This window comes from Rhizobium sp. O111 (assembly GCF_055616315.1).
This window is the reverse complement of record NZ_JBSHXL010000002.1, coordinates 254546-279247: the sequence shown is the minus strand read 5'-3', so window position 1 is coordinate 279247 and position 24702 is coordinate 254546. Positions and strand designations below refer to the sequence as shown.

Genomic DNA, 24702 nt, shown 5'->3' with positions numbered 1-24702 from the left:
GAAGCGGTTGCTCCCATCTTCTCCTCCCAGTGGCACGTCAAATCTGGTACGCTGACGTTAAATCATACAATTACGATGTCAACATATCTTCGATATGTATCAGTTATCGTGATTTATTTGATCAGGCCTGCAGCCGGATCACGCGATAGGACAATGGCGCGATCTTCGCCGTCAGCTTTCCATCGGCGAAGACAGAGCCGCTCGCCTTCACCGGCACCACATTGTCGGGCTTTTCGGCCGTGTTGGTGATGGTGAGATCCGAATGGGCGACGACCTGGTCGTCGATGACCTTGAGGTTGCCGAATTCAAGCAGGCTGGCGTCGAGATCGAGCGCTTCCGTGCCGTGGCGGTTGACGATGAAGAAGGTAACGGTCTTGGCATCCTTGTCGTGGACCGCTGAGACGTCGAGATAAGGAACGCTGCCGACATCCTCGACCTCGTAGGCCGGGCTGTCGACCATCAGCTTCAGTGCCGTGCCGCGGCCATAGACCGAGGCAAAATAGTAGGGGTAGAAGATCGTCTGGCGCCATGCGGCACCGCCAGGCGTCGTCATGATCGGGGCGATGACGTTGACCAGTTGTGCCAGGCAGGCGATTTTCACGACATCGGCGCGGTTGATGAAGGTGTTCAGGATACAGCCGACCTGCAGCACGTCCTCGAAGTTGTAGTCGTCCTCGAGCAGCGCGGGAGCGTGCGGCCAGCCGTTGGCGCCGGCGAGCGTCGCCTTGTCGCGTTCCTTGGAGTGGTACCAGACGTTCCACTCGTCGAAGGAGATGTAGACGTCCTTGGTCGAGCGCTTCTTCGCCTTGATATAGTCGATGACGCCGGCAACGGTGCCGATGTAGTTGTCGAGTTCGATGCTGCGGGCCAGATAATTGGCCGTGTTCTTAGCGCGGTTCTCGAAGTACATGTGCAGCGAGATGTAATCGACCTCGTTATATGTGTGGTCGAGAACGGTCGCTTCCCATTCGGGATAGGTCGGCATGTGGGCATTGGACGAGCCGCAGACGACCAGCTCCAGCGAGCTGTCGAAGGCGCGCATGGCCTTGGCGGTCTCATGCGCCAGTCGGCCATATTCGTCGGCCGTCTTGTGGCCGATCTGCCAGGGGCCGTCCATCTCATTGCCGAGGCACCAGAGCTTCACGTCCCAGGGTTCGGCGCGGCCGTTGGCGATACGCTTGTCGCTCCACTCGCTGCCGCCGGGATGATTGACATATTCGAGGAAATTGCGGGCTTCATCCAGGCCGCGCGAGCCGAGGTTGACGGCCAGCATCATCTCGGTCTTGGCGGATACGCACCATTCTGCGAATTCGTGCATGCCGACCTGGTTGCTCTCGGAGGTGTGCCAGGCGAGATCAAGACGCGTCGGGCGGCTTTCCTTCGGGCCGATGCCGTCTTCCCAGTTATAGGCCGAAACGAAGTTGCCGCCGGGGTAGCGCACGATCGGAACGTTGAGTTCCTTGACCAGATCGATCACGTCCTTGCGCATGCCGTTTTCGTCGGCGGTCGCATGGTCGGGTTCGTAGATGCCGGTGTAAACGGCGCGGCCCAAGTGCTCGATGAACGAGCCATACAGGCGCGGGTCGATGTCCGAGATCGTGTATTTGCTGTGCGCGGTGACCGCAGCCTTCATGATATCCTCCACCATATCACTCTTTGTGATCTATATCACAATTTGAGGTGAATAAAGCGGAAGCCTCGGCCGGGGTCAAGGGCAAAATTCAGAAAATCGGGTACAGTCTAGCGTGTTCTGATACGCAGCAGGATGTCCTGGTCGTAATTGCCGAAGCCGCGACCGAAAATATTGATGCCGCCAGGATGCTTGGCGTCGTCGCGAACGCCGATGCGCAGGCGAATCGAATGATGCTCGTCGAGTTTAAGATCCGGAAGCGCCACATCTGAAATGCGCAATCCATCGACGAAAGCGCCCTCGTCATTGATGCGGAAGCTCTTCAGCTTGCCATATTGCGAACCCTTCAATTTCCACCAATCCGGCGTGAAAACCCCACGTTTGTCGCCGAAATCGCCTGGAGACGTCCAGGTCCCGATGTCGATGCCATTGACCGTGAGCGTGATATCGGACGGCCAGTCGGCGCTGGTGCCGGGCACTTCCGAGCTCAGCTCCATGACGAACTCGATCTCGCGGATGCGGGTGTTGGTCAGCCTGGCATTGTTGGGAAACTGGTATTCGACATGCCCGCGCGTAAACCAGATCAGCGCCGTCTTCATGCGATCCGGATCAAGGAAGGTGTTGGGCACGTCGAGCAGGCCGATTATGCCATCCACCGAACAGAGACCGCAGGGCGCGGTCACATCGTAGCTGGTGTAGAGACCAAGCGGCATCGCCACCTCGATCGCATCCGATTCGGTTTCCTTGATTTCATTCTTGAAGACGACGAGGATCTCGTCGTACACGCTGTGACAGACCTTCTGGTTGCCCTTGCGCGCCTTCTGCGTCTCGGTGCGGATCAGCCCCGCCTCCTCCAGCATCTGCACGTTGGTCGAGACGCTGGACTGCGGTAGCTCAAGGATATCAGCGATTTCGTTGACGTTGAGCGGCCCCTTTTCATGCAGGAGCTTCAACACCGAAACCCTTGCCAGCGATGCCAGCCCTTTCAGAATGGGCATGCCCTCCTCGGGATCGACGACAAGAAAGTTGCGGCTCATTTTGATCCCGTTCGCGGAAGATGAAATGCATATTGCTGTTGTATATCGAATATTTTGATTTATTCAATTGCCCGAATTGAAATCGCCTGCGTGTTCATGCATTTCCATTCCCGGCTAATTTTACCGGCTGCGTTTCCGTCGTGGTCATGATCCCATGCTAAAAGTGGGTCATCGCAACATGGGGTCGCCGATCTTGAGAGCCACGTTCCGCACGACATTCCTGCTTCTGACCGCGCTGGCGCCAACGCTCGTCGTAGCCCAAGGCTGGCAGAACGACGGCCGGGGAACCTCCATCTGGAGCGTGGCGCCGTCCGAGGGGCAGTGCAATGTCAGCCAGGCGAAGAACCTCGCGCGGCGCGCAGGCATCATTCGCACCAATGTCGTCTATCAGGACAACGACACGCTAACGCTCCGGGGACTGACGGAATGGGGCGAACGCCGAGACATCATTTTCGCCAATGTTCGCGGCTGCCCCGAGATCGGTTTCCAGGATGTGTTGCCCTTGAATCAACGCCAGCCCCAGCCACAACCGCCGCCAGTTCAGCGACGCTAAAAAAGCCCCGCGGCTGAGCCGCGGGACTTCTTGAGGCCGTGACCGGGAGAGAGTTGGTCAGGCGGCCTGAACCTTGCGCGCGGTGCGCGCCCATGCCGGCAGCCAGTCGCCATGCGCGGCCAGCAGTTCGTCCGTCATCGCCCAGATCTGGTCGAGGTCGAGTTCGGCCGCCGTGTGCGGGTCCATCATCGCGGCGTGGTAGATGTGCTCGCGATTTTCAGTCATCAGCGCCTGAACGGTCAGCTCCTGCACGTTGATGTTGGTGCGCATCAGCGCGGTCAGCTGCGGCGGCAGGTCGCCGACGAAGGTCGGCTGGATACCGGATGCATCGACAAGGCACGGCACTTCGGCGGCGCAATTATAAGGCAGCGAGGTGATGCAGCCGTTGTTGCGGACGTTGCCGTAGATCACGGAGGGTTCGCCGGTCCAGACCGAATTGATGATCGACGAGGCATATTCCTTCGACTGCTTGACCTCGATCTTGTCGGCCGAGCGATAGGCTTCTGCCTGGCCCTTCCAGCGCTCGATCTGCTCGATGCAGCGCTTCGGATATTCGTCGAGCGGAATGCCGAACTTCTCGATCAGGTCCTCGCGGCCTTCCTTGATGAAGTAGGGCGTGTATTCGGCGAAGTGCTCGGAGCTTTCGGTGACGAAATAGCCGAGGCGGGTCAGCATCTCGTAGCGCACCTTGTTCGGGCAACGTGGGTTCCAGCCCGGCTTCGGCGCACGTCCCTCGCGGTAGGCGCGCACGAGATCCGGATAGAGGTCCTTGTAGGAACCGTCGGGCTGGCGATGCTCGAACTTCAGGTAGAAGGCCATGTGGTTGATGCCGGCCGAGCGGTAGCGGATATCCTCGTAGGGGATATCCAGATCGTGGGCGAGCTCCATTGCCGTGCCCTGCACCGAGTGGCAGAGGCCAACCTGCTTGATCGTGGGATACTTCTCGGCGATCGCCCAGGTGTTGATCGCCATCGGGTTGACGTACTGCAGCATGATCGCCTCGGGGCAGACCGCGAGCATGTCTTCGCAAATCTTCCAGAGGTGCGGCACGGTGCGCAGGCCGCGCATGATACCGCCGACACCGAGCGTATCGGCAATCGTCTGGCGCAGGCCGAACTTCTTCGGGATGTCGAAGTCGGTCACCGTGCAGGGCTCATAGCCACCAATCTGGAAGGCGACGACCACGAAGTCGGCACCTGTCAGCGCCTTGCGCTGGTCCGAATAGGTCTCGGCCTTGGCCTTTGCGCCCAGCGTCGAGATCAGCTTGTTGACGACGATCGCGCTTTCTTCCAGGCGCTGCGGATTGATGTCCATCAGGGCGATGGTTGCGCCCGACAGCGCGGGCCGCTGCAGAACGTCGCCGATGATGTTCTTCATGAAGACGGTGGAACCAGCTCCGATGAAGGTGATCTTGGGGTTTCTTGCCATAATATCCTCCGGCATTGGCAATCAGGCTACCTCGAAAGCGGCTTTGACGAGCCGTTCGGTGTAGGCGGTCTTGGGATTGGTGAGAACTTCGTTGACGGGCCCCTCTTCCATGATCTTGCCATGCTGCATGACAATCACCCGGTGGCAGAGGGCACGCACGACCTTGAGATCGTGCGAAATGAAGAGATAGCTGAGGCCGCGCTCGTCCTGCAGCTTGCGTAGCAGTTCGATGATCTGCGCCTGGACCGAGAGGTCGAGCGCTGACGTCGGCTCATCAAGCAGGATGAATTCCGGCTCCAGCGCGATGGCGCGGGCAATTGCGATACGCTGGCGCTGTCCGCCCGAAAATTCATGCGGAAAGCGCGACAGGATATTGCCCGGCATGCCTGCCGCGATCAGCGCCTCGCGCACACGGTCCAGCCGCTCGGCCTTGGTCGCGCCGAGCTTGTTGACCACAAGCCCTTCCTCGATGATCTGGCCGATCGTCATGCGCGGGTTGAGCGATGAGAACGGGTCCTGGAACACGATCTGCATGCGTGAGCGCAGCGGCCGCATCTCGGTGCGCGACTTGCCGTGGATCGGCTGGCGATCGAAATAGATCTCGCCATTGTCGGCGTCGTTCAACCTGAGCAGCGCCTGCCCGAAGGTGGTCTTGCCGGAGCCGGATTCGCCAACGAGGCCAAGCGTTTCGTGCTTGCGCAGCGTCAGCCCCAGGCTGTCGACAGCCACGAGCTCCTTGAGCTCCGGCTTGAAGAAGCTGCCGTGGCGCATCATGAAGGACACGCGCACGCCCTTGGCGTCGAGGATGACCTCGGAGCCCTCCGGCAGCGGGTTGGCCTGGCCGCGCGGCTCGGAGCTCAGGAGATGCTTGGTGTAGCTGTGCTGCGGATTGGCGAAGAGCTTTTCCGTCGTGTTGTGCTCGCGCATTTCGCCGTGTTGCATCACGTAAACGTAGTCGGAGAACTGCCGGACGACGGTGAGGTCGTGGGTGATCAGGATCACCGCCATCCGCATTTCCTTCTGCAGGTTGCGGATGAGGTTGAGGATCTGCGCCTGGACGGTCACGTCGAGTGCGGTGGTCGGCTCGTCGGCGATGAGCACATCCGGCTCGTTGGAGAGCGCCATGGCGATCATCACGCGCTGGCGCTGGCCGCCGGACAGCTGGTGCGGATACTGCTTCAGGCGCGCTTCGGGATCGGGGATCTGCACCTGCTTCAGCAGTTCGAGCGCGCGCGCTTCCGCCTGCTTCTTGCTCACCTTGCGGTGCACGCGGATCGCTTCGACAATCTGGCTGCCGATCGTGTAGATCGGGTTCAGCGAGCTCATCGGCTCCTGGAAGATCATCGAAATCCGGTCGCCGCGCAGCTTGCGGCGCTCGCGCTCGGGATATTTCAGGATGTTGGCGCCGTCATAGTCGACGGTCGATTTCGGCGCGACGACGGCGCGCTTCGACAGAAGCCCCATGACGGTGCGGGCCGTCACGGACTTTCCGGAGCCGGATTCGCCGACGATGGCTATGGTTTCCCCGCGATAGAGCTGGAAGGAGATATCCTTCACTGCCTCCACGGTGCCATGCTCGACCTTGAAGTTGACGCCGATGTTGCGGGCGTCGATGACCGGGCTTTCCGTGTGCGCATCGTGATCGAAGCGGACGGGCGGGGCAAACGAGTTGACGAGTGCGAGAGCCATGTTCTTCACCTCAATCAATAGGGATCGACCGCATCGCGCAGACCGTCGCCGAGCGCGTTGAACGCGAAGACAGTGACGAGCACGAAGCCGACGGGGGCGAGGATCCAGGGATAGGTGCCGATCACCGAATAGTTGGCGGTGTCCTGCAGCATCAGTCCCCAGGAAATCAGCGGCGGCTTCACGGCGAAGCCGAGGAAACCGAGGAAAGATTCGAGCAGCACGACGCTCGGGATGTGCAGCGTGACGGCAACGATGACGTGGCTCATCACATTCGGGAAGATGTGCTGGAAGATGATGCGCCGGTCGGTGGCGCCGACTGCCATGGCCGCACGGACGTAATCGATGCGGGCGAGCGCCAGCGTCTTGCCGCGCACCTCGCGCGACATCTGCGCCCAGCCGAGCGCCGACATGACGACGATGACGAAGGCGAGGAAGACATTGGTCGGCGCCGTCACCGGGATCAGCGAGGTCAGCGCCAGATAGAGCGGCAGCTGCGGAAAGGCGAGCACGATCTCCACGAAGCGCTGTACCCAGGCATCGAACGAGCCGCCGAAGTAGCCGGAGACCATGCCGACGGTCGTGCCGATGACGGTGACGATGAAGACGACAGTCAGCGCGATGGTGAGCGAGATGCGCGAGCCGATGATGGCGCGCGAGAGAACGTCACGGCCGAATTTGTCGGTGCCGAGGAAGTGCACCGGCTGGCCATCGACGGAGCCGAAGAAGTGGCGGTCGGTTGGGATCAGGCCGAGAAGGTTGTATTCCGAGCCCTTGACGAAGAAGCCGAGTACGCGCGGATTGTCGTAATCGGGGCCGACGATCGGCTGGAACGTGACCGGATCGAGCTCCTCGGATTCGCCGAGTGCATAGACGCGCGGCGGATAAGTGAGATTGCCGTCCTTGTCGTGGAAGCTCACCATTTGTGGCGGCGCGAAGCCGGTATCGGTGGCCTTGGGATCCATCGGCGCGAAGAAATCGGCGAACACGGCCATCAGGAGTAGCAGGCCGACGAGCACAAGGCCCATCATGCCGGTCCAGGAACGGCGCAGGCGCCGCCAGACCAGCGACAGATAGCTTTCATTGCCGTTATGCAGACCCTTGACGGTCTCTTCGTGCGGCGGCGGGGGAGCGGAATCGAAGGCGAGCATATCAGGCTCCTCCGTACTGGCGGACGCGCGGGTCCAGCATGGCAAGCAGCATGTCGGCGATGATGTTGCCGACGATCAGCGTCGCCGAAAGAACCATCATGAAGGTGGCGGTGACATAGACGTCGCCGATCGCCATGGAACCGACGATCGCAGGGCCGACTGTCGGTAGCGAGAAGATGATCGCCGTCTCGATTTCGCCGGTGAGCATGTAGGGAAGCACGACGCCCTGGTACATGACGAGCGGGTGGAGCGCATTGGGCACGGCATGGCGCATCACGACCGCGCTGCCTGACAGGCCCTTGGCGCGGGCCGTCTCGACATATTGCGCGTTCAGCGTGTCGAGCAGATTGCCGCGCATGACGCGCATGTTGTAGGCGAGGCCGCCGAAGGTGGCGATGGCCACGACCGGCCAGACGTGGCTGACGAGGTCGACGAATTTCGCCCAGGACCACGGCGCTCCGCCATATTGCGGCGAGAAGAAGCTGCCGATTTCAGAGACGTTGAACTGGAAGACGAGGAGGTAGACGATAATCAGCGCCATCAGGAAGCGCGGCACCGTCATGCCGAGGAAGGAGACGCCCGAGAGCAGGCTGTCGATCCAGCTGTACTGACGGGTGGCCGCCCAGATGCCGAAGCCGATGCCGAGAACCGACGCGAAGATGTGACAGACAAGCGCAAGCAGCAGCGTGCGCGGCAGGCGCTCGGCCACGACGTCGGCGACCGGCTTGTTGTAGAACATGCTGTAGCCGAAATCGCCTTGGGTGACGATGCCCTTGATCCAGGCGAAATACTGGATGACCATCGGCTGGTCGAGGCCATGGGCGACACGGTAGGCCTGGGCCTGCGCGTCGGCGGCTTCGAAGGACGCGCCGCTCTGGTTGATCAGCTGCGACCGGATATAGTCGGCATAGTCGCCCGGCGGAGCCTGGATGATCGCGAAGGTCACGATGCTCAGGATGATCAGGACGGGGATGGCGGACGCTATGCGCACGAGCAGGAAGCGTAACATCGGGCTCGTTTCTCCTTGCTGCCAGTCGCGCCTTTCGGTGCGGCCGGCTTGTTGATCTTGCCCGGCCGCGCATCACGCGCGGCCGGTCCGTTTCTTCGGGAGGAGAACTTAGTTGATCGGACCCTTTTCGCCGGGCTTGCCGGGCAGCTGCTCGGGGAACAGCTCGTACTTGCCCTGCTTGTCGGCGGCCACCCACAGGCGTTCGCGGATGACGGAGTCTTCAGCCCAGTTGAACATGAAGATCGGAGTACCAGCCGGCACGTTCGAGAAGCGCTTGTTGATGATCAGCGCACCCGGATATTCCGTGAGCCCGACGGTATCGACGTTTTCGGTCGCGACCTTCTGGTACTGCTTCATCAGCTCGACGCGCTCGTTGTTGTCCTGGCTCGTCTGGAACTTGGTGACGATATCCACGAGCTTTTCCTCGTAGGGCATCAGGTCGACCTTGCCGTCCTTGCCGGCACGGTGCTGCCAGCTGGTGCGCGGACCGACAGGAGCAAGCTGCTCCGTGTTCTGCACCACGGAAGCCAATTCCGGCGAGCTGCGCTGGATCAACCAATCGAAGCGGCCGCCGTAATGCGCGTCGTCACGCTTCGGACCGTCGAGGGCGTTCAGGATAACCTTGATGCCCAGCTTCTCCATCTGGCCGACGACGCCTTCGGCAAGGCTCTTGTCGGTAGCGTAGCCGTTGTTGACCAGAAGCACGATCTCGACGTTCTTGCCGCCTTCGGTCGATGCCGGGAAGTTCACGAAGCCGTCGCCGTCGGTATCCTTCAGGCCGACCTTTTCAAGCAGCGCCTTGGCACCCTTGAGGTCGAACGGATAATAGACCACCGAATTGCGATCATAGAAGCTCGTGCCCGAGGAAAGTCCACCCGGATAGATCGCCGTGAACGGACCCTTGACGAGCGAGTCGCCGATCGCCTTGCGATCGAGAGCCATGGTGACCGCCTTGCGGAAGTCCTCGTTGCGGTTCAGCTCGCGGATCGCCTGGCTGCGCCCATCCGGTTCGCCCCAGCCATTGGCCGAGAAGTTCATGCGCAGATTGTAGCCGATCAGGCGCGGGCCGAAGGCGAGACGAGCGGGTGCCGTCTTTTCGGCGGCGCGCTTGAGAGACGCCACGAAGTTTTCCGGCTGCTCGAGGTTCGAGATGTCGCCAGAGCCGGCAACGGCCTGCACGTCGCGGTCCGCCCAGGTGGAGAGCTTGTAGTGCAACTCATTGAGGTAAGGCAGCTGGTTGCCCTTCTCGTCGACCTTCCAATAGTAGGGGTTGCGGCGCATCACGATAATATCGTCGGGACGATACTCGACCGGCACCCAGCCACCCATGACAGGCATGTTCATGTACTCAGGCGGAAAAGCGTTCTTGAACTGGTCGTAGGTGTTCTTCGAATATTTCGGATGCTGGGGCTTCAGGATATGCGACGGGCCCGGGCAGAAATTCGGGTAGGCCATCGTGTAGAGATACTGCTTCGGGAACGCTTCCTTGAAGGTCCATTCGACGGTGTAGTCGTCGATCTTCTTCAGTGTGGTACCCTCGCCAAAGGCCTCGGGCGAAGCGCCGCCGCCAAGCGGCGAGACGTTTGGATCGACGACTTCGTCTTCCCAGTAGAACATGATGTCGTCGGCGTTGAAGGCAACGCCGTCAGACCACTTGGCGCCTTCGATCAGATGCATGGTCAGCTTGTGACCATCAGCCGACCATTCCCAGCCCTTGGCGAGGTTCGGAAGGGGCTCGGTGTCCTTGGCTTCGACCTGGAAGAGCGGTGCGGTGCGCGTCAGGCATTCGGAAAGGCCGATGTCGATGCCGCCCCAGCCTTGCGTCTGGCCGGCGCCGTAGTTCCAGCCCTCAGGCCGGCCGCCGATGACGTGGCGCAGCGTGTCGCCATAGACGCCGATGCCATCGACCATGTTGTCAGTCTTGAAGACCAGCGGCTCCTTGGGGAGACGGTCCTTGACGGGGGGAAGCTTGCCGGTATCGACAAAGTTCTTCTTCACCCAATCCGGCTCGTTATACGAGGGAAGCGCCTTGAACTCCTCAATGGAGTCTCTCGATACGTAATTGATCTTGCCTTCCGCCGGAAACTGCGGCGGAACGGGCGGTGTCGTCGGCTCGGAGGCGTAGGCGCTCAAAGCCTGGACCGAGACGCTCAGCGCCAGTCCGGCCAGAATACCAAGGTTGCGGTAATGTCTCATCGTCTCTCCCTTTTGTATCGGGACGCTTGTCGGCTGCCCCGGTTCTCCTCAACGATCCGGAAACGGGCTTGCAGCGATGGCGTCCCCTCCTTGGAACCCCATCGCCACCCGTCCTCCGGGGAAACTTACACGGCCTGCTTGAGCGCCGCCTTCTCGGCGCGGAGCTCGTCGATCGAGCGGACGTTGCGGCGTGCCGCACCCGCCCATTCGCGGGTCTTTACCGTCGACTTCGCCAGACGTTCCTTGGCCGCCGGGACCGCATCCGCATATTGCGGCAACCAGCGTGCCTGGGCGACGACCATCTCATCTACCATCTGCCATACCTCTTCCGGCGTCGCCACCGCGCCGACCAGCGGGTCGTGGAGGACGGCGAGCTTCAGGAGATCGATGTCGCCGCTGATGGCGGCATGAACCGACATGCGCTGGACGTTGATCGAGGCCATGCAGGTCGCGGCACAGGCTTCCGGAATGGTGATGCCGGAGACCATGTTGATGCCGAAGCGATCGACGAAGCCGGGCGACTCGATGATCGCATCCGAAGGCAGGTTGGTGATCACGCCGTTGTTCTTGAGGTTGAAGTGACCGCGATAGACGCGGCCCGTTTCCAGCGCCTCAAGAATGTGGCTGGCGTGCTCGTTGGAGCGCTTGGCCGGATCGATCGGTTTTTCGGCCGAAGCGAGGAACTGCGGGAACTCCGTCTCGAACCAGTTACGGGTTTCCGTGGAGTGGCGCAGATAGCCGCCGGTTTCGCCGTGGATCCAGTCGGACATGTCGATCCACTTGGTGATTTCATCCGGCCGCTTGCGGTACCAGGGCAGGTATTCCGAGAGGTGGCCGTTGCTCTCCGTCGAATAGACGCCGAAGCGCTTCAGGACGTCGATGCGCAGCTTTTCCTGCTGCGAGAACACCGGATGCGCCTCGAAGGCGGCAACCAGCTCATCCTTGCCGATCTTGCGACCGTTGAGCTTCAGGTCGACGAACCAGGTCTGGTGGTTGATGCCAGAGCAGATGTAGTCGAGCTCGGAGACAGACTTCGCGCCGAGCACCTCGGCGATCTGTTCGGCGCCGTGCTGGACGCCGTGGCAGAGCCCGACGGTATCCACCTTGCCGTATTCGATCGCGGCCCAGGTGTTCATAGCCATCGGGTTCGCGTAGTTCAGGAACTTGGCGCCCGGCTCGGCGACTTCGCGGATATCCTTGCAGAAGTCGAGGATGACGGGGATGTTACGCTGGCCGTAGAGAATGCCGCCGGCACAGATCGTGTCACCAACACACTGGTCGATGCCGTATTTCAGCGGAATTCTGATATCGTCGGCATAGGCTTCGAGACCGCCGACGCGCACGCAGCTGATGATGTAGCGTGCGCCGGTCAACGCTTCGCGACGGTTGGTCGTCGCCGTCACCTTGGTCGGCAGCTTGTTCGATGCAACAATCGTGTCGAGGATCTGCTTGATCATCTGCAGATTGTGCTCGCTCATATCCGTGAGCGCGAACTCGATGTCCCGGAACTCCGGAACGCACAGAATGTCGGTGAACAGCTTTTTCGTGAAGCCGACGCTGCCTGCGCCGATGATAGCGATTTTGAAACTCATGATCCTAGCCTCGATGCGATTAGAATGCCGGGATTGGATAACAGGAAGAAGAATAGGCCGCGGACTTGCGTCCGACGCCGAAAAAGGCCAGAAATCCGGCTAATTCTCCTCCCCGCCGCTCCTCAAGCCCGGCGGTGTTCTCTCTCTTGGGGCGGATTATGCGTAAAAAATTCTGGGCCGCCAGAGAAGGATTATGCTTTCATGGGTAATTCTGTGCTGCAGGATTTGATCGATCGCGGACCGTCCATGCGCACGGTTTCGCTGCCGCGCGGCCGACAATCCCTGCACACCATGCCGACAAGCACCGGTTACGAGGTGCGCGAGAATGCCACCTATGACTGGGACGGCCGCAAGCGCGGACAGACACCTTTTACGGTATTGCAGCATACGATCAGCGGCGCTGGCAATCTGCGCTACGAGAATCGCGAGTTGCGAGTCAAGGAGGGCGAGACGCTGCTGGTGCTGGTACCCCACAATCACCGCTACTGGCTGGAGGATGGCGATCGCTGGGAATTCTTCTGGATCTCGATGAACGGCGAGGAAGCGCTGCGCATCCATCGCTCTATCCTCGCTGTCACCGGCCCGATCTTGAAGCTACAGCCGCAGACGATCGAGCATCTTGCCGATTGCAGCCTGCGGCTTATCACCGGCGGCGAAACGCCGGGGCTGGCATCCTCCATCGCCTATGAGGCGGCGATGGCGCTTTATGACGACGTGTTCGGTTCGCATCCGGTGTTCAGCGAGGAATACCGGACGATGCAGCACGTGATCGACTACATCACCGACAATCTGGAAAAGCCGCTACCGGTGGAAGACCTTGCAAGGGTGGCAGGCCTCAGCCGCGCGCATTTTTCGCGCATGTTCGCCGCCAACGAAGGCCTGCCGCCGGCCGAATATGTGCTGCAGAAGCGGCTGAAACGGGCCGTCAAGCTTTTGACGAAGACCGCCCACATGCCGGTCAAGGAAGTGGCGATCCGCTCCGGCTTCGAGGATGCAAACTACTTCTCCAAGGTGTTCCGTCGCGTCTACGGCACCAACCCGACCGAGTTTCGCACGACGGGCATGTATGCCAGCGTGGGCAAGACACGCTGATAGCCGTAGATACCGCGAGGAAGATCAGTCCGCGGGCTTTTCCGGCGCGGCGCCATGATCGGCGTCCGAGGGCGCCGACGGGGATGGCAGCGGCCGCGACCCGACATAATAAGCACAGCCGCCAATCACCAAGGCGACGAACAACGCGAGCCATATGCCCGGGCTTGCCGCGAGATAGAACACCACATAACCGCCGGCCATGCCGGTGAGCGCCATGGCCTTGGCGCGCATCGATATGGCGCCCTGGTCACGCCAGGCCCGCAGCGTCGGGCCGAACGTCCGGTGGTTCAGCACCCAGGCTTCGAGGCGCGGCGACGAGCGGGTGAAGCACCAGACGGCAAGGATCAGGAAGATCGTCGTCGGCATCAGCGGCAGCAGCGCACCGATAAAGGCGAGGACCAGCATCAATATGCCAAGGACGAAATATCCTGCACGCAGAGTATAGGCGGTGACGCGGCCGGGTTTCACAGACATCTTCCGGTTTATAGAGGGCTGGATATCCCTTTCACGACACTGTCGCGGAATGCAAGGGCATAGCCGTCTTTCTGGTGCCCGGCACTATTCCGCCGCCTCTCGCAACGTCAACGGTTCGATATGGTGAAGCTGGTCGGCATTGGGGAACAGATTGTGCCGCAGACCGACCAACGCCATCAGGACCTTGCGCACCGCCGCCGATGACCTGACAGGGGCGCGAACGGTATCGATCGCCGCATCCACCGCCTGCAAAAGCGAAGAGGCTGGCTTCGTCTCGGCCCTGCGACGTCTTTCCATATAGAAGGATGCAACCGCATCGAGGACCTCGTCCACGGCTGCGCGTTGATCGGCGAGAAGCAGACCCTTGTACCCCTGCAGATCGACGACGCTGGTGCCGACCCGCATGTCCTTCAGCATATCCGCCTGGATGACGGCGGAACCCTCCGCGATAGAGGCGAGACGGGGCGCCATCAGCGAGAGCCGGTCGAGCATGGTATAAAGGAGGGCCTGGGGATCGCGCTTCTGCGACTTGCGCGCCACCGAAGCGATATCCGTCCACGCCGCCTTCAAGAGCCTGCGCGCACTCCACTCGGCACCGACCGAGCGAACCACGGCGGCAATGCCGATCGCCATCAGCGTTCCGAGGATGGTCGAGAGATTGGCGTTCAGGAAGGAGGCGAGATCGAAGCTCGGCCGCGATTGCAGGGTCAGCATGGTCGGGATGTTGGCGGACAGGGCCATGCCGAGCAGAAAGGTGGATGGCCGGGCGATCAGCACGCCGAGCGGCAGGAAGAGGAAGCTCAGCGCCAGCACCAGTGAGGAAAATCCGCTGAGAACGGGCATGACCGCGAAGACGAAGACAAAACTCAAAACGACCGCCACCATGCTGAAGATAGTGAACTTTCGGATCATCGGCGTCGGGTTGTCCATCGCGGCGAAGAAGCAGATGAGAATGCCCGCGATGACGGGCGCGCCGGCGCCGCTGCTCCAGCCTGTCATGATCCAGAAGACCGTTCCAAGCACGATGGCCAGCGCCGCCGCGAAGCCGGAGAAGAGCGCCATGCCATAGTCTTTATGAGTTGGGCGCGCGGTTGCCTGCGCGAGACCTGACGAATGCATCTTCCGGGCGGATCGTGATCCCGAGGCAATATCCTTTCGCAAGCCTGCGCACTCGTTCCAAATCTGCAAGAGGTCCCGCAGGCGAGCGACGAAGTCCAACAGGAGGAGATCCTGCCATCGGCTTGAGGACTTCGCTTCGGTCTCAAGCTCCTGAAGTGGCGCCACGAACTCGCTGAAGCGGTCCGCCGACATCGGCTCTTTCGTCCGCATCCACTCATCCGCACCGGCAATGAGCTTCGTTACCGCGGATGTGTGCTCATAGCCCGTCCTAGCGAGCTCGGCATCCACATCAACAAGACCGGAAACCACGGGAAGCAGTGTGATCATCAGCCCCTGAAGTTCACGCGAAGCACCGACGAGATCGCTGTGGCTCGAGGTGTCGTAAGACACATGGGTCGTGAACATTCTGATATCGGCGGCCTCGGCCGCAAGACGGCGGGAAGTGCGGACAAGCGTCGCGTCCTCGGGGCGTCTGTCGAGTGCTGCCGTTATCAGGACGGACGCATCCCTCAGCCAGGCATCAATACGCGCTGTCAGTACCGGCCCGGCATGGCGCGGGAAAACCACTCTGTTGATGATTGCCGCGCAGATGATGGCCACGAAAATCTCGATGACGCGCGAAGTGGTATAGGTGAAGACCGTCGCCGGATTGTCGACCAGCGGAAAGCTGGTCAGCGCAGTCGTATAGCCGGCCAGCATGAAGCCGTAGCTGCGCGGCGTGCGGTCGAGCAGGCTGATCGCAAGGCAGAAGGCGACCCATAGCGCGATCGCTAGGGTCAGCAATTCCGGCGCATTGACGAGATTGGGCACGAGCACGATGCTCATCGCCCCGCCCGCCGCCGTGCCGACCAGACGGTAGACCGCCTTGGACGTGCTTGCGCCCGATAGCGGATGCGCGACGATATAGACAGTGGTGACAGCCCAATAGGGGTTGGGCAGGTCAAAGCACAAGGCGATGAACAGCGCCAGCATGGCTGCGATGAACGTCTTTATCGAGAAAACCATGTCCCACGTATCGGGGAGCCAGGTGAGCTTCTTGCTTGCCATGAAAAACCGGAGGGGAGCGCAGCCGCTCGTCATGAATTAGATCGCCTACGTACTATTTGCATACGAATTAAAATAAAACAATATGCTTTACTGCGCGACCGCGCGCCTTTAGCGCTCTTTCAACGAAGGCCGGCGCGGGGAGGACGAACAGCATGACAAAGCAGACGAAACCCTTGAGCCGCAGGGCGGCGGTCACGTCCAGTATGCTGCAGGCGGGAAGCATCTGGAAGCGGATGGCGGAAAAGGCGCTGGCCGAAGATGGAATTTCGGCGTCACGCGCCAACCTCCTGCTCCTTGTCAGCCGCTCAGGCGGCGGTGTTCGCCAAGTGCAGCTTGCCGACAGCCTGGGGCTCGCCAGCCAATCGCTGGTCCGCCTGCTGGACGAACTGACGGCCAGCGGCCATATCGAGCGCAGGGACGATCCCGATGACAGGCGCGCCAAGACCATATGGCTGACGCGAGACGGACAGGAACTGGCCGATCGCGTCGAACGCGTCATCGCGTCATTGCGCGATCGAGTGCTTCGCAACGTCGAGGACGCGGACATCGAGGCCGCCTACCGTGTTCTCGATGCCATCGTACGGGCAAGTGGCGAAAATTCTACTAATGATTGAGCGCAAGAAGAATTGATACAAAACCGTCACAAATAAAGAGCAGGAAACCACCAATAACGAATACTCTCCTCAACTATTGCTGTCATTATTGCAACAGCAAGCGAATCAAATGAAAATTTCTAGTCAATACATCATTTTGAATACGCACATTTTATTTGCCTGAATATTTGGACTGCTATAAAAGACATTACAAATAAAAAATACTACCCCGGAAACGCCCTTCAAGTTACCTGCAGCATGATGATGTCAGGATTGAAGAAGATGAAGGCCGCAACCACGAGTATCGATCCGAGGGACCGTAAGATACTATCTGTATCGCGTATCCTAGGTTATGCGTTCGCATTTATGCTGATCTTCATCATCGCGATGGCGATGATCCCCAACCAGTTCTTCATCGTCTCGACACGGGCGGTGATCAACGCACCGGTGCAGATGATCGCCTCGCCCATCTACGGCAGAGTGGACAAGATTTCTCTGCAGGTCGGCCAGGTCGTCAATCTCGGCGACGTCATGGCGACGGTTTCGAATCCGAACCAGGATCAGACATCGCTGACCGGGCTCAGGCTTGAGAAGCTGGATCTGACCGAAAAGCTCAACAACACGACGAGCGTGGCAGCCGAGCGCACCGAGCAGCTGAACAAGGTCAAGTCGCAGATCGACAGCGTCAAGGCCGGCGTGCTGAGCGAGTTATCGGCGGTGATCGTCAATTCCGAATTCAATGTGCAAAACTATCAGGCCCGCCTCGCCGAACAGGACGCGCTGCTGCAGCGCCAGCAGACGCTGCTGAAAAAAGGCCTGATCTCGGATACGAGCCTTGAGCCGCAGCGCCAGAAGCGCAATGCGGCCCAGGCCGAACTTGATTCCGCCAAGGGCGAGCTGCGCCGCAACGAGATCGTCCAGTCGCTTGTCGGCCGCGACATCTATACCGGCGGTACCGTTGCCGCGAACCTGCTGACGCTTGAGATGCAGCGCACGAAGCTCGCCGGCGACATCGCCGAGGATAATATCGAAATCAACCAGATGACCGAGCGCAAGCAGCAGGTCGAAAACCTGATCTCGCGCGAAGAAGGACGCCTCGGCAAGACCGGCGCGGCCGAAGTCACCGCCGAGCGCCACGGCCAGATCGTCAGCGTCGATGCATCCTTCGGCGATTTCGTCATGCAGGGCCAGCCTGTCGCCAAGTCACTCGACTGCACCGAGGCTTTTGCGGCCGCCGTCTATCGAAGCCGCGATGTGACCGCGCTCGAGATCGGCACGCCGGCGATGGTCAACTTCCGCAGCCTGGGCGTCAAGCGCAGCGGCCACATCTACAAGATCGTCCGGTACTTCAACTCCGGCCCGGAAAACCGCTATTTCGCGAAATTCCCCGAGGCCGAGGGGCATGAGGTCTATGTTCTCGTCAAGATCGACGAGCCGACCGCCCAGGACGGCAGCGTGGCCCAGCAGAACAACGACAAGTTCTTCGGATGCCATGTCGGCGAGGATGTCATTGTCTCACTCGGCGAGACGATCACCTCGCGTATCGCGCGGTACTCGATGGCTGTCGTTGCCGGGCTGACATCGCCGGCAAGCATTCTCTCGGCTTCCACATCGCTGGACAAGGGCACCGGCCCGCGGCTGCCGGCCAACAAGACTGCGACACCCTGAAAAACCAAGCTGAACGTTTGTCTGCGTATCGCGAGGGGCGAAAATGAAGGGCATGAACTCGTCAATGCGTGAGGTTTGGCGCGCGGTGGTCGCATCACTCCTTGCCACCGTACTGTTTGCAGCAATAGTCGACGCCGCGCGTGCCGATGATGCAGGCAACAAGCAGCTCGCCTGCTCGATGTGCGACGCGCTGGCCGCGAAGATGACGGGCGAGCCGGAGCAGCCCTTCGTCTTTCGCAGTTTCGAGCCGGCCAATGGCGGCTCGGCGCTGCATCCGTCGCTGGAAAACACCGGCTTCACCTACGACAATGCGCTTGCGATGATGGCGCTTTACGGCTGCCAGCGCACCGCCGAAGCCCGCCGTGTTGCCGATGCGCTGGTGGTCGCGCTCGAGACCGACCGCCACTACCACGACGGACGCCTGCGCAACGCCTATCGCTCGGGCGCGGTCATTCCTGGCAAGGAAGGCATGCTGCTTCCCGGCTATTGGAGCACGGCCAGCAATTCCTGGATCGAGGACGGCTACCAGGTCGGCACGGCCACCGGCAGCACGGCCTGGGGCGCGCTTGCCCTGCTGATGGCCTATGAGGAGACCAACCAGCAGGCCTATCTCGACTCCGCCCGCAAGATCATGGATTGGATCCACCGCAGCACGGCCGACCCGAAGAATGTCGGCTATCTCGGCGGCTTCTTCGGCCACGAGCCGACACCCGAGCGGATGACCTGGAAGTCGACGGAGCATAATCTCGACGTCTACGCCGCCGATAGCTGGCTCGCCCGGCTGGACGCGGGTGGCGACTGGACGCATCAGGGCGACAGCGCACTGCAGTTTCTCAAGGCTATGTGGAACGAGCCGGAAGGCCGCTTCTATATCGGCAGCGTGCCCGACGGCAATGCACCGAATGTGGGCATGTCGGGCCTTGATGCCGAACTCTGGCCATTGATCGCTGTTCCGGACTTCAAGTCCAAGGCCGATCGCGTGATGGAATGGACGGATCTCAACCACGGAGTGGAAGGCGGCTACGACTTCAACAACGACCGCGATGGTGTCTGGCTGGAAGGCACGGCGCAGGCGGCGCTCGTGCTTCGCGAGACCGGCCACCCCGAGAAGGCCGAGCCGCTTTTTGCCACCATCGCCAAGCAGCGCGAGCCCGGCGGCCTCGTCTACGCCACGGAAAACGAACAGCTGACGACGGGCCTGCAGGTCGGGCCGAACTCCGCGCCCGGCGACTTCAAATACTACCGACTGCCGCATATCGGCGCGACCGGCTGGGCCGTTCTCGCCGCTCTCGACATCAACCCCTTCGTCGGCCGCAAGGGCCAAGCGACGGCCAGTAGCAAGGATGGTCCATGTCCCCCGAAGTAGTCACCTTGTCGGACTCGATTCTCTTCTCACTGCTGGCGATCGCGCTGATCGTGGGCTGTGCCTGGCTGCTGGACGCCAATCGCGGCAAGGACCGCGTCATCTTCGGCACGATCCTGGTGGTCATGCTCCTGAACTATCTGTATTTCCGCATCACAAAGACCTTGCCGGATTTCGAGTGGAGCGCCTACGCGGTCTGGCCCCGCTTTTATCTCGGCTTCGAAGTGGTCGTTATTTTCTACACGGTGCTTTCGATCGTCTTTTTCTTCAAGCGGACCGACCACAGCGGCGCGGCCGACGCCAGCGAAGCGCTAATCGCGCAGCATTCCCGCCACCCGGCCGTCGATGTCTTCATCTGCACCTACAACGAAGAGCTTTCCATTCTGGAGCGCACCATCCTGGCCGCCAAGGCGATCGACTACAGCAATTTCACAGTCTGGGTGCTGGATGACGGGCGCCGCGACTGGCTTCAGGATTACTGCAACGAGGTCGGCGTGCGCTATCTGCGCCGAAACGACAATGTCGGCGCCAAGGGTGGCAACATCAACAATGCGGTCAGGCGCTCGGCCGAGGACACCAACGCGCCCTTCATCCTCATTCTCGATGCCGACTTCGCACCGCAGCGCGGCATCTTGAAACGAACAGTGGGCCAGTTCATCGACACCGAAATCGGCCTGATCCAGACGCCGCAGTTCTATTACAACGCCGATCCCGTGCAGCATAACCTGCTGGCCTCGAAGGCATGGGTCGACGACCAGCGCATCTTCTTCGACGTCATGCAGCCCTCCAAGGATGGATGGGGTGCAGCCTTCTGCGTCGGCACATCCTGTATCGTCCGCCGTGATGCGCTCGATCTCATCGGTGGCATGCCGCAGGAAACGGTGACTGAGGATATCCACCTCACCTATCGCCTGATGCAGAAGGGCCTGAAGACGCGCTGGCTCAATGAACGCCTCAGCGTCGGTCTTTCGGCCGAAAGCCTCTCCGGTTACATTACACAACGCTGCCGCTGGTGTCTGGGCACGATCCAGGTCGCGCTCTTGAAGGATGGCCCGTTTCTCGGCCGTGGCTACACGCTGATGCAGCGACTGCACTATTTCCACGGCCTGCTCTTCTGGTTCTGCCGACCCTTCATCCTGCTGCTGATGGCCGCCCCCCTGCTCTTCTACTTCCTTGGCCTGCCCGCTATTCTGATGGAGCCGGAGGCGTTCTTCCTCTATGCGCTGCCGATGGTTGCCGGCATGTGGACGTTCCATTCCTGGGTTTCCGGACGGCGCAGCCTGCCGCTTTTCACCGAGGTGTCGCAGATGGTTTCGGCCATTCCGATCACCATCGCCCTTATTCACGCCCTTTTCCACCCCTTCGGCCGCCCATTCAAGGTCACAGCCAAGGGCGAGGATCGCGGGCGTGTGGAAGTGCTCTACCCGATCGCCGCGACGTTCTTCGCCATCATCGTGCTGACCTTTATCGGCATGCTCAACGGGCCGTTGCTCGGCACCTATAACGATCTCGACGGCTTCAGCGTCGCCTGGGGCATGGTTGTCATGGTCTACGCCTTCGTGTCCATGCTCGTCTGTATCGAACTCCCTCGCCCGCCCCTTGAGAAACTCGAGCTTGCGCTTGCCCGCGAGGGCCAGGTCGCCGGCGGCGGGAAGGCCGCTCCCTGCATGATCGATACGATCTCGGTCGATACGGCCAAGATCACGATGCGCGAGGAAAACGCGCTCAGCCAGATGCGCCTTGGCGACATCCTGATCTTCGCACCCTTCGACAATTTCGACGTCGCCGGGCAGATCACCAGCATGGATCGGGCGAATTCGGGCCTGTCACTCGCGATTGTCGCCATCAGGGACCGGCGCGACGATTATGAGATCAAGAAGGGCGCCGAGGACATCCGGCGCAAGATGGTGCAGCGCATGTTCAGCGAAATGCCGGAGGTGATGCCTGCACGCGCCTATCCTGTGCTCGCCGTCCAGGGGCTGATGCAGCGCATGTTCGCACGGCCCGCGGTTCTGGTCGGCGACATCGAGCCCTATACGCTGAATGGACGCGAAGCGCCGCGCAAGTTCCACAAGCCGCGCTTCTTCTCGCCGAAGGTTCCGCTGCTGCAACTTGGCGGTGGCGCCACTCCGCCGGCGGCGGCCGAGTGATGCGGCCCTATTGACGCAAAGAAAAATGCCGGGCCTCCTGGAGGTCCGGCATCTTTGTCAGCGGGTAGCTGTTGGGCCGAAGCGGTTCAGCGCCAGCCCAGGGCGGGCGCGACGTGCTTCAATATCTGCTCGACCACATGAGCGTTGTAGTCAACGCCCAGCTGATTGGGGACGGTCAGCAGCAAGGTGTCGGCCTCGGCGATTGCCTCATCCTTGGCCAGCTGCTTCACGAGCGCATCGGGCTCGGCGGCATAGCTGCGGCCGAAGATCGCCCGCGTCTTCTCGTCGATAAAGCCGATCTTGTCGTCGCCTTCCCCGCTGCGGCCGAAATAGGCCCGGTCGCGATCGTCCACCAGCGCGAAGATGCTGCGGCTCACCGATACGCGCGGCGTGCGCGTGTGGCCGGCTTCCTTCCAGGCTTCGCGGTAAGCGCGGATCTGAGCGGCCTGCTGCACATGGAAAGGCTCGCCGGTCTCATCGTCCTTCAGCGTCGAGCTCTGCAGGTTCATCCCAAGCTTGGCCGCCCAGACGGCGGTCGCATTCGAGCCGGAGCCCCACCAGATACGCTCGCGCAGCCCCTCGGAGTGCGGCTCCAGACGCAGCATGCCGGGCGGATTGGGGAACATCGGACGCGGGTTCGGCTGAGCGAAACCTTCGCCGCGCAGAACATCGAGCAGAACTTCCGCATGGCGACGGCCGATATCTGCATCAGACCCGCCCTCGGGCGGCTGATAGCCGAAGTAGCGCCAGCCGTCGATCACCTGCTCCGGCGAGCCGCGACTGATGCCAAGCTGCAAACGCCCGCCTGAGATCAGGTCGGCGGCGCCCGCATCCTCGGCCATGTAGAGTGGGTTTTCGTAGCGCATATCGATGACGCCGGTGCCGATCTCGATACGGCTGGTCTTGGCGCCGACTGCGGCAAGCAAGGGGAACGGCGAGGCGAGCTGGCGGGCGAAGTGGTGAGCGCGGAAATAAGCGCCGTCGGCCCCAAGCTCCTCAACAGCAACCGCAAGATCGATGGACTGGAGAAGCGCGTCGCCCGCCGAGCGTGTCCCGGATTGCGGCGACGGTGTCCAATGTCCGAACGAGAGGAAACCGATTTTCTTCATAATGTACACCGTGGAAGCGTGATTGACGAATTCATGCTTCATCGCACAGTTCCGGCCGTGGATACAGCGGTCCAGGTGTGACCACAGTGTCAACGCATCATCGCATCGAGCGGCAGTTTCACGTCGATGAATATGGCCCAGAATCGAAAAAGCCTGCCGCGGGAGGAGGTGCGGCAGGCTTTCGAAAAGAACCGAACAACAGCTGGGAGGAGGAGTGCTGTTGTTCCTCAGACGACCCTGGGAGGAGGAGTGGGGCGCCTGAACCACGAAGCTCTGCGGGAGGAGGTGCATCGCTTCGTTGAAATTGACTATATCCAATTCCTGTTCATTTTCTAGGCATCATTGTGCAGTGCAGCTATGCGTCCGGCGCATGGAATAAAATTTGACCTCCATGTGAGGTAATTTGCGGGCCAAAACGCGGAAACGCCCGCTACGATCGAGCGGGCGTTTCCGGACTTCAATGGGTTTTCGAAAGACTTAGAGCGCTACCGAAGCGCGCGCCACAGCGCGGATGTCGCCGCGGTCGATGCCGAGGTCGTTCAGTTCGCGGTTGCTCATGCGGCCAAGTTCAGTGACGGTCTGACGGTACTTGCGCCAGTTGTTCAGGCTGCGTGCTACGTTCATGATGATCCCCTTTCCTGAGGTTCGTTTGACGTCAGCAACCTTGATTGGCTCCGGCGTCGTTTGATGTCGCTAATATAGGTGCTTCTTTCTGAGCAAAACAGCGACAATGCATCACGCCACCCATGCATGAAATGCAGAGGTCAACCTATCGGCGATAAAAGAGAGCTACGCCCTGAAGCGATCGAAGGCCGTCAGGCGCCGGATTGGCGGATCGGCGTCCGGCCAGCGGTAGATATCCGACCGGAGAAAAGCGAGCTCATCCTCGAGCGCTTCCTCATCCACCTCGACCCACCAGGACTTCGGACGACCGTCGCTGCCGTCGGACCAGCGATAGCCGCGCGCCTTCAGGTGATCCTTCATGTCGAAGGGGCTGTTTTCGGCATAGATGCGGATGCGCGCGTGTTGGCTGGCCGCATAGAGTTCCGAAAACGCGGTGCCGGCGCCCGCATTCTGGCAAAGCACTTCGAGCAATGCGAAACAATCGTCGACGGCGCGATGGCCGTCGTGGAAATAACCCGCCTGGCCTACAAGGTAGCCAAGCTTCGTCCCCTCGAAGCCACGGGCCGACCAGTCGATCTCCGCGTTGGAGCAGGCCCAGGCCTTGCCGGCGAAAATCTGCGAGAAGGCCTCGCAGAACGGCCGGTCGAAGCCGGCATTGTGGGCGATGATCAGGTCGGCGGGCTCGATCAGGGCTTTCAAAGCCCCGAGATCGATCTCCTGGCCCGCGACCATCGCATCGGTGATGCCGGTCAGCTTGGTGATCTCTGAAGGTATCATCACCGTCGGCTGCTGCATGCCACCATAAACACCGGTCACGTCGCCGATATTGCCATCGTGGTCGAAGCTGAAAGCGATGACGCCGATCTCGATGATCTCATCCTTGCGATGGCTGAGACCGGTGGTTTCGGTATCGAGGATGACGCCACGGAGCGGAAAGCCGGGGCGCGGCGTTGCTGCGACGGCGCGTGGCTCGAGCTTCTTCAAGATTCGGTAGCGACCTGTTTCAAGCAGGCAATCGACCATGCCCTGTTCGCTGACATCGCTTGGAGGCTGCCTCTTCAGCGATACTTTGCGCGCTGCTTGTCCGGAGGCCTGGCTTGCGCCGCCCGAGAACATGTCGAACTGTTCTGCCATTATCTCTGATCTCTGCCGTCGTCCCCGTTCCGCCGCCGCAGCGAGCG

The 24702-nt window shown here is 60.9% G+C and carries 19 protein-coding genes; 6 read left to right on the top strand and 13 right to left on the bottom strand.

The features are described 5' to 3' along the window. Nucleotides 1-121 precede the first annotated feature (121 nt). Together arfA and ACVTFQ_RS20880 are read right to left on the bottom strand one after the other, a co-directional pair. A complete protein-coding gene (gene arfA, locus ACVTFQ_RS20885) occupies nt 122-1633 on the bottom strand; it encodes an arabinosylfuranosidase ArfA (RefSeq protein WP_112950628.1) in 1512 nt (503 codons plus the stop codon). Between the two features lie 107 nt (nt 1634-1740). Further along, nucleotides 1741-2667, bottom strand: a complete 927-nt coding sequence (locus ACVTFQ_RS20880) for an ArsR/SmtB family transcription factor (protein ID WP_112950629.1) — start codon at nt 2665-2667, stop codon at nt 1741-1743. Nucleotides 2668-2860: 193 nt separating this feature from the next. Here ACVTFQ_RS20880 and ACVTFQ_RS20875 point away from each other — a divergent pair, with 193 nt between their 5' ends. Further along, the gene (locus ACVTFQ_RS20875) at nt 2861-3220 is read left to right on the top strand and encodes a hypothetical protein (RefSeq protein ID WP_112950630.1); all 360 of its coding nucleotides are present in this window, start codon (nt 2861-2863) and stop codon (nt 3218-3220) included. A gap of 57 nt (nt 3221-3277) precedes the next feature. On the opposite strand, the gene melA (ACVTFQ_RS20870) is transcribed toward ACVTFQ_RS20875, so the two are convergent. The 6 genes from melA (ACVTFQ_RS20870) to melA (ACVTFQ_RS20845) all read right to left on the bottom strand — a co-directional run bounded on the left by melA (ACVTFQ_RS20870) (nt 3278) and on the right by melA (ACVTFQ_RS20845) (nt 12282). Continuing rightward, a complete protein-coding gene (melA, locus tag ACVTFQ_RS20870; protein WP_112427077.1) occupies nt 3278-4648 on the bottom strand; it encodes an alpha-glucosidase/alpha-galactosidase in 1371 nt (456 codons plus the stop codon). A gap of 21 nt (nt 4649-4669) precedes the next feature. Continuing rightward, complete coding sequence (locus tag ACVTFQ_RS20865; protein WP_026282706.1) at nt 4670-6337, bottom strand: ABC transporter ATP-binding protein; 1668 nt, start codon at nt 6335-6337, stop codon at nt 4670-4672. A gap of 14 nt (nt 6338-6351) precedes the next feature. Continuing rightward, complete coding sequence (locus ACVTFQ_RS20860; protein WP_111560628.1) at nt 6352-7485, bottom strand: ABC transporter permease; 1134 nt, start codon at nt 7483-7485, stop codon at nt 6352-6354. Nucleotide 7486: 1 nt separating this feature from the next. Beyond that, complete coding sequence (locus ACVTFQ_RS20855; protein WP_018896863.1) at nt 7487-8494, bottom strand: ABC transporter permease; 1008 nt, start codon at nt 8492-8494, stop codon at nt 7487-7489. Nucleotides 8495-8602: 108 nt separating this feature from the next. Then, nucleotides 8603-10690 carry an ABC transporter substrate-binding protein gene (locus tag ACVTFQ_RS20850; protein WP_112988773.1) on the bottom strand — a complete coding sequence of 696 codons (2088 nt, stop codon included), beginning with the start codon at nt 10688-10690 and terminating at the stop codon, nt 8603-8605. A 125-nt stretch (nt 10691-10815) separates the two neighbouring features. After that, on the bottom strand, nt 10816-12282 hold the full coding sequence (gene melA, locus ACVTFQ_RS20845) for an alpha-glucosidase/alpha-galactosidase (RefSeq protein WP_047504373.1): 1467 nt from the start codon (nt 12280-12282) through the stop codon (nt 10816-10818). Between the two features lie 201 nt (nt 12283-12483). On the opposite strand from melA (ACVTFQ_RS20845), the gene ACVTFQ_RS20840 reads away from it, so the two are divergent. Next, nucleotides 12484-13374 carry an AraC family transcriptional regulator gene (locus tag ACVTFQ_RS20840; RefSeq protein ID WP_112950599.1) on the top strand — a complete coding sequence of 297 codons (891 nt, stop codon included), beginning with the start codon at nt 12484-12486 and terminating at the stop codon, nt 13372-13374. Nucleotides 13375-13398: 24 nt separating this feature from the next. On the opposite strand, the gene ACVTFQ_RS20835 is transcribed toward ACVTFQ_RS20840, so the two are convergent. Together ACVTFQ_RS20835 and ACVTFQ_RS20830 are read right to left on the bottom strand one after the other, a co-directional pair. Beyond that, the gene (locus tag ACVTFQ_RS20835) at nt 13399-13848 is read right to left on the bottom strand and encodes a YbaN family protein (RefSeq protein ID WP_112950600.1); all 450 of its coding nucleotides are present in this window, start codon (nt 13846-13848) and stop codon (nt 13399-13401) included. An 84-nt stretch (nt 13849-13932) separates the two neighbouring features. Continuing rightward, the gene (locus ACVTFQ_RS20830; protein WP_112988794.1) at nt 13933-16014 is read right to left on the bottom strand and encodes an FUSC family protein; all 2082 of its coding nucleotides are present in this window, start codon (nt 16012-16014) and stop codon (nt 13933-13935) included. Between the two features lie 152 nt (nt 16015-16166). Here ACVTFQ_RS20830 and ACVTFQ_RS20825 point away from each other — a divergent pair, with 152 nt between their 5' ends. The 4 genes from ACVTFQ_RS20825 (at nt 16167) to ACVTFQ_RS20810 (ending at nt 21788) form a co-directional block, all read left to right on the top strand. Beyond that, the gene (locus ACVTFQ_RS20825) at nt 16167-16628 is read left to right on the top strand and encodes a MarR family winged helix-turn-helix transcriptional regulator (RefSeq protein ID WP_112950601.1); all 462 of its coding nucleotides are present in this window, start codon (nt 16167-16169) and stop codon (nt 16626-16628) included. A gap of 345 nt (nt 16629-16973) precedes the next feature. After that, nucleotides 16974-18275, top strand: coding sequence for an HlyD family secretion protein (locus ACVTFQ_RS20820; protein WP_247750443.1), 1302 nt, complete (start codon nt 16974-16976; stop codon nt 18273-18275). A gap of 64 nt (nt 18276-18339) precedes the next feature. Then, a complete protein-coding gene (locus ACVTFQ_RS20815; protein ID WP_413391160.1) occupies nt 18340-19641 on the top strand; it encodes a glycoside hydrolase family 88 protein in 1302 nt (433 codons plus the stop codon). After that, the gene (locus ACVTFQ_RS20810; protein WP_112435284.1) at nt 19626-21788 is read left to right on the top strand and encodes a glycosyltransferase family 2 protein; all 2163 of its coding nucleotides are present in this window, start codon (nt 19626-19628) and stop codon (nt 21786-21788) included. The genes ACVTFQ_RS20815 and ACVTFQ_RS20810 overlap by 16 nt, the downstream gene beginning before the upstream one ends. Before the next feature lie 86 nt (nt 21789-21874). On the opposite strand, the gene ACVTFQ_RS20805 is transcribed toward ACVTFQ_RS20810, so the two are convergent. From ACVTFQ_RS20805 to ACVTFQ_RS20795, 3 genes are all read right to left on the bottom strand, one after another. Continuing rightward, the gene (locus ACVTFQ_RS20805; RefSeq protein ID WP_112435316.1) at nt 21875-22897 is read right to left on the bottom strand and encodes an LLM class flavin-dependent oxidoreductase; all 1023 of its coding nucleotides are present in this window, start codon (nt 22895-22897) and stop codon (nt 21875-21877) included. Between the two features lie 477 nt (nt 22898-23374). Continuing rightward, nucleotides 23375-23521 carry a DUF1127 domain-containing protein gene (locus ACVTFQ_RS20800; RefSeq protein ID WP_018896851.1) on the bottom strand — a complete coding sequence of 49 codons (147 nt, stop codon included), beginning with the start codon at nt 23519-23521 and terminating at the stop codon, nt 23375-23377. Between the two features lie 165 nt (nt 23522-23686). Continuing rightward, the gene (locus ACVTFQ_RS20795) at nt 23687-24655 is read right to left on the bottom strand and encodes a 3'-5' exonuclease (RefSeq protein WP_112435286.1); all 969 of its coding nucleotides are present in this window, start codon (nt 24653-24655) and stop codon (nt 23687-23689) included. Nucleotides 24656-24702: the final 47 nt, after the last annotated feature.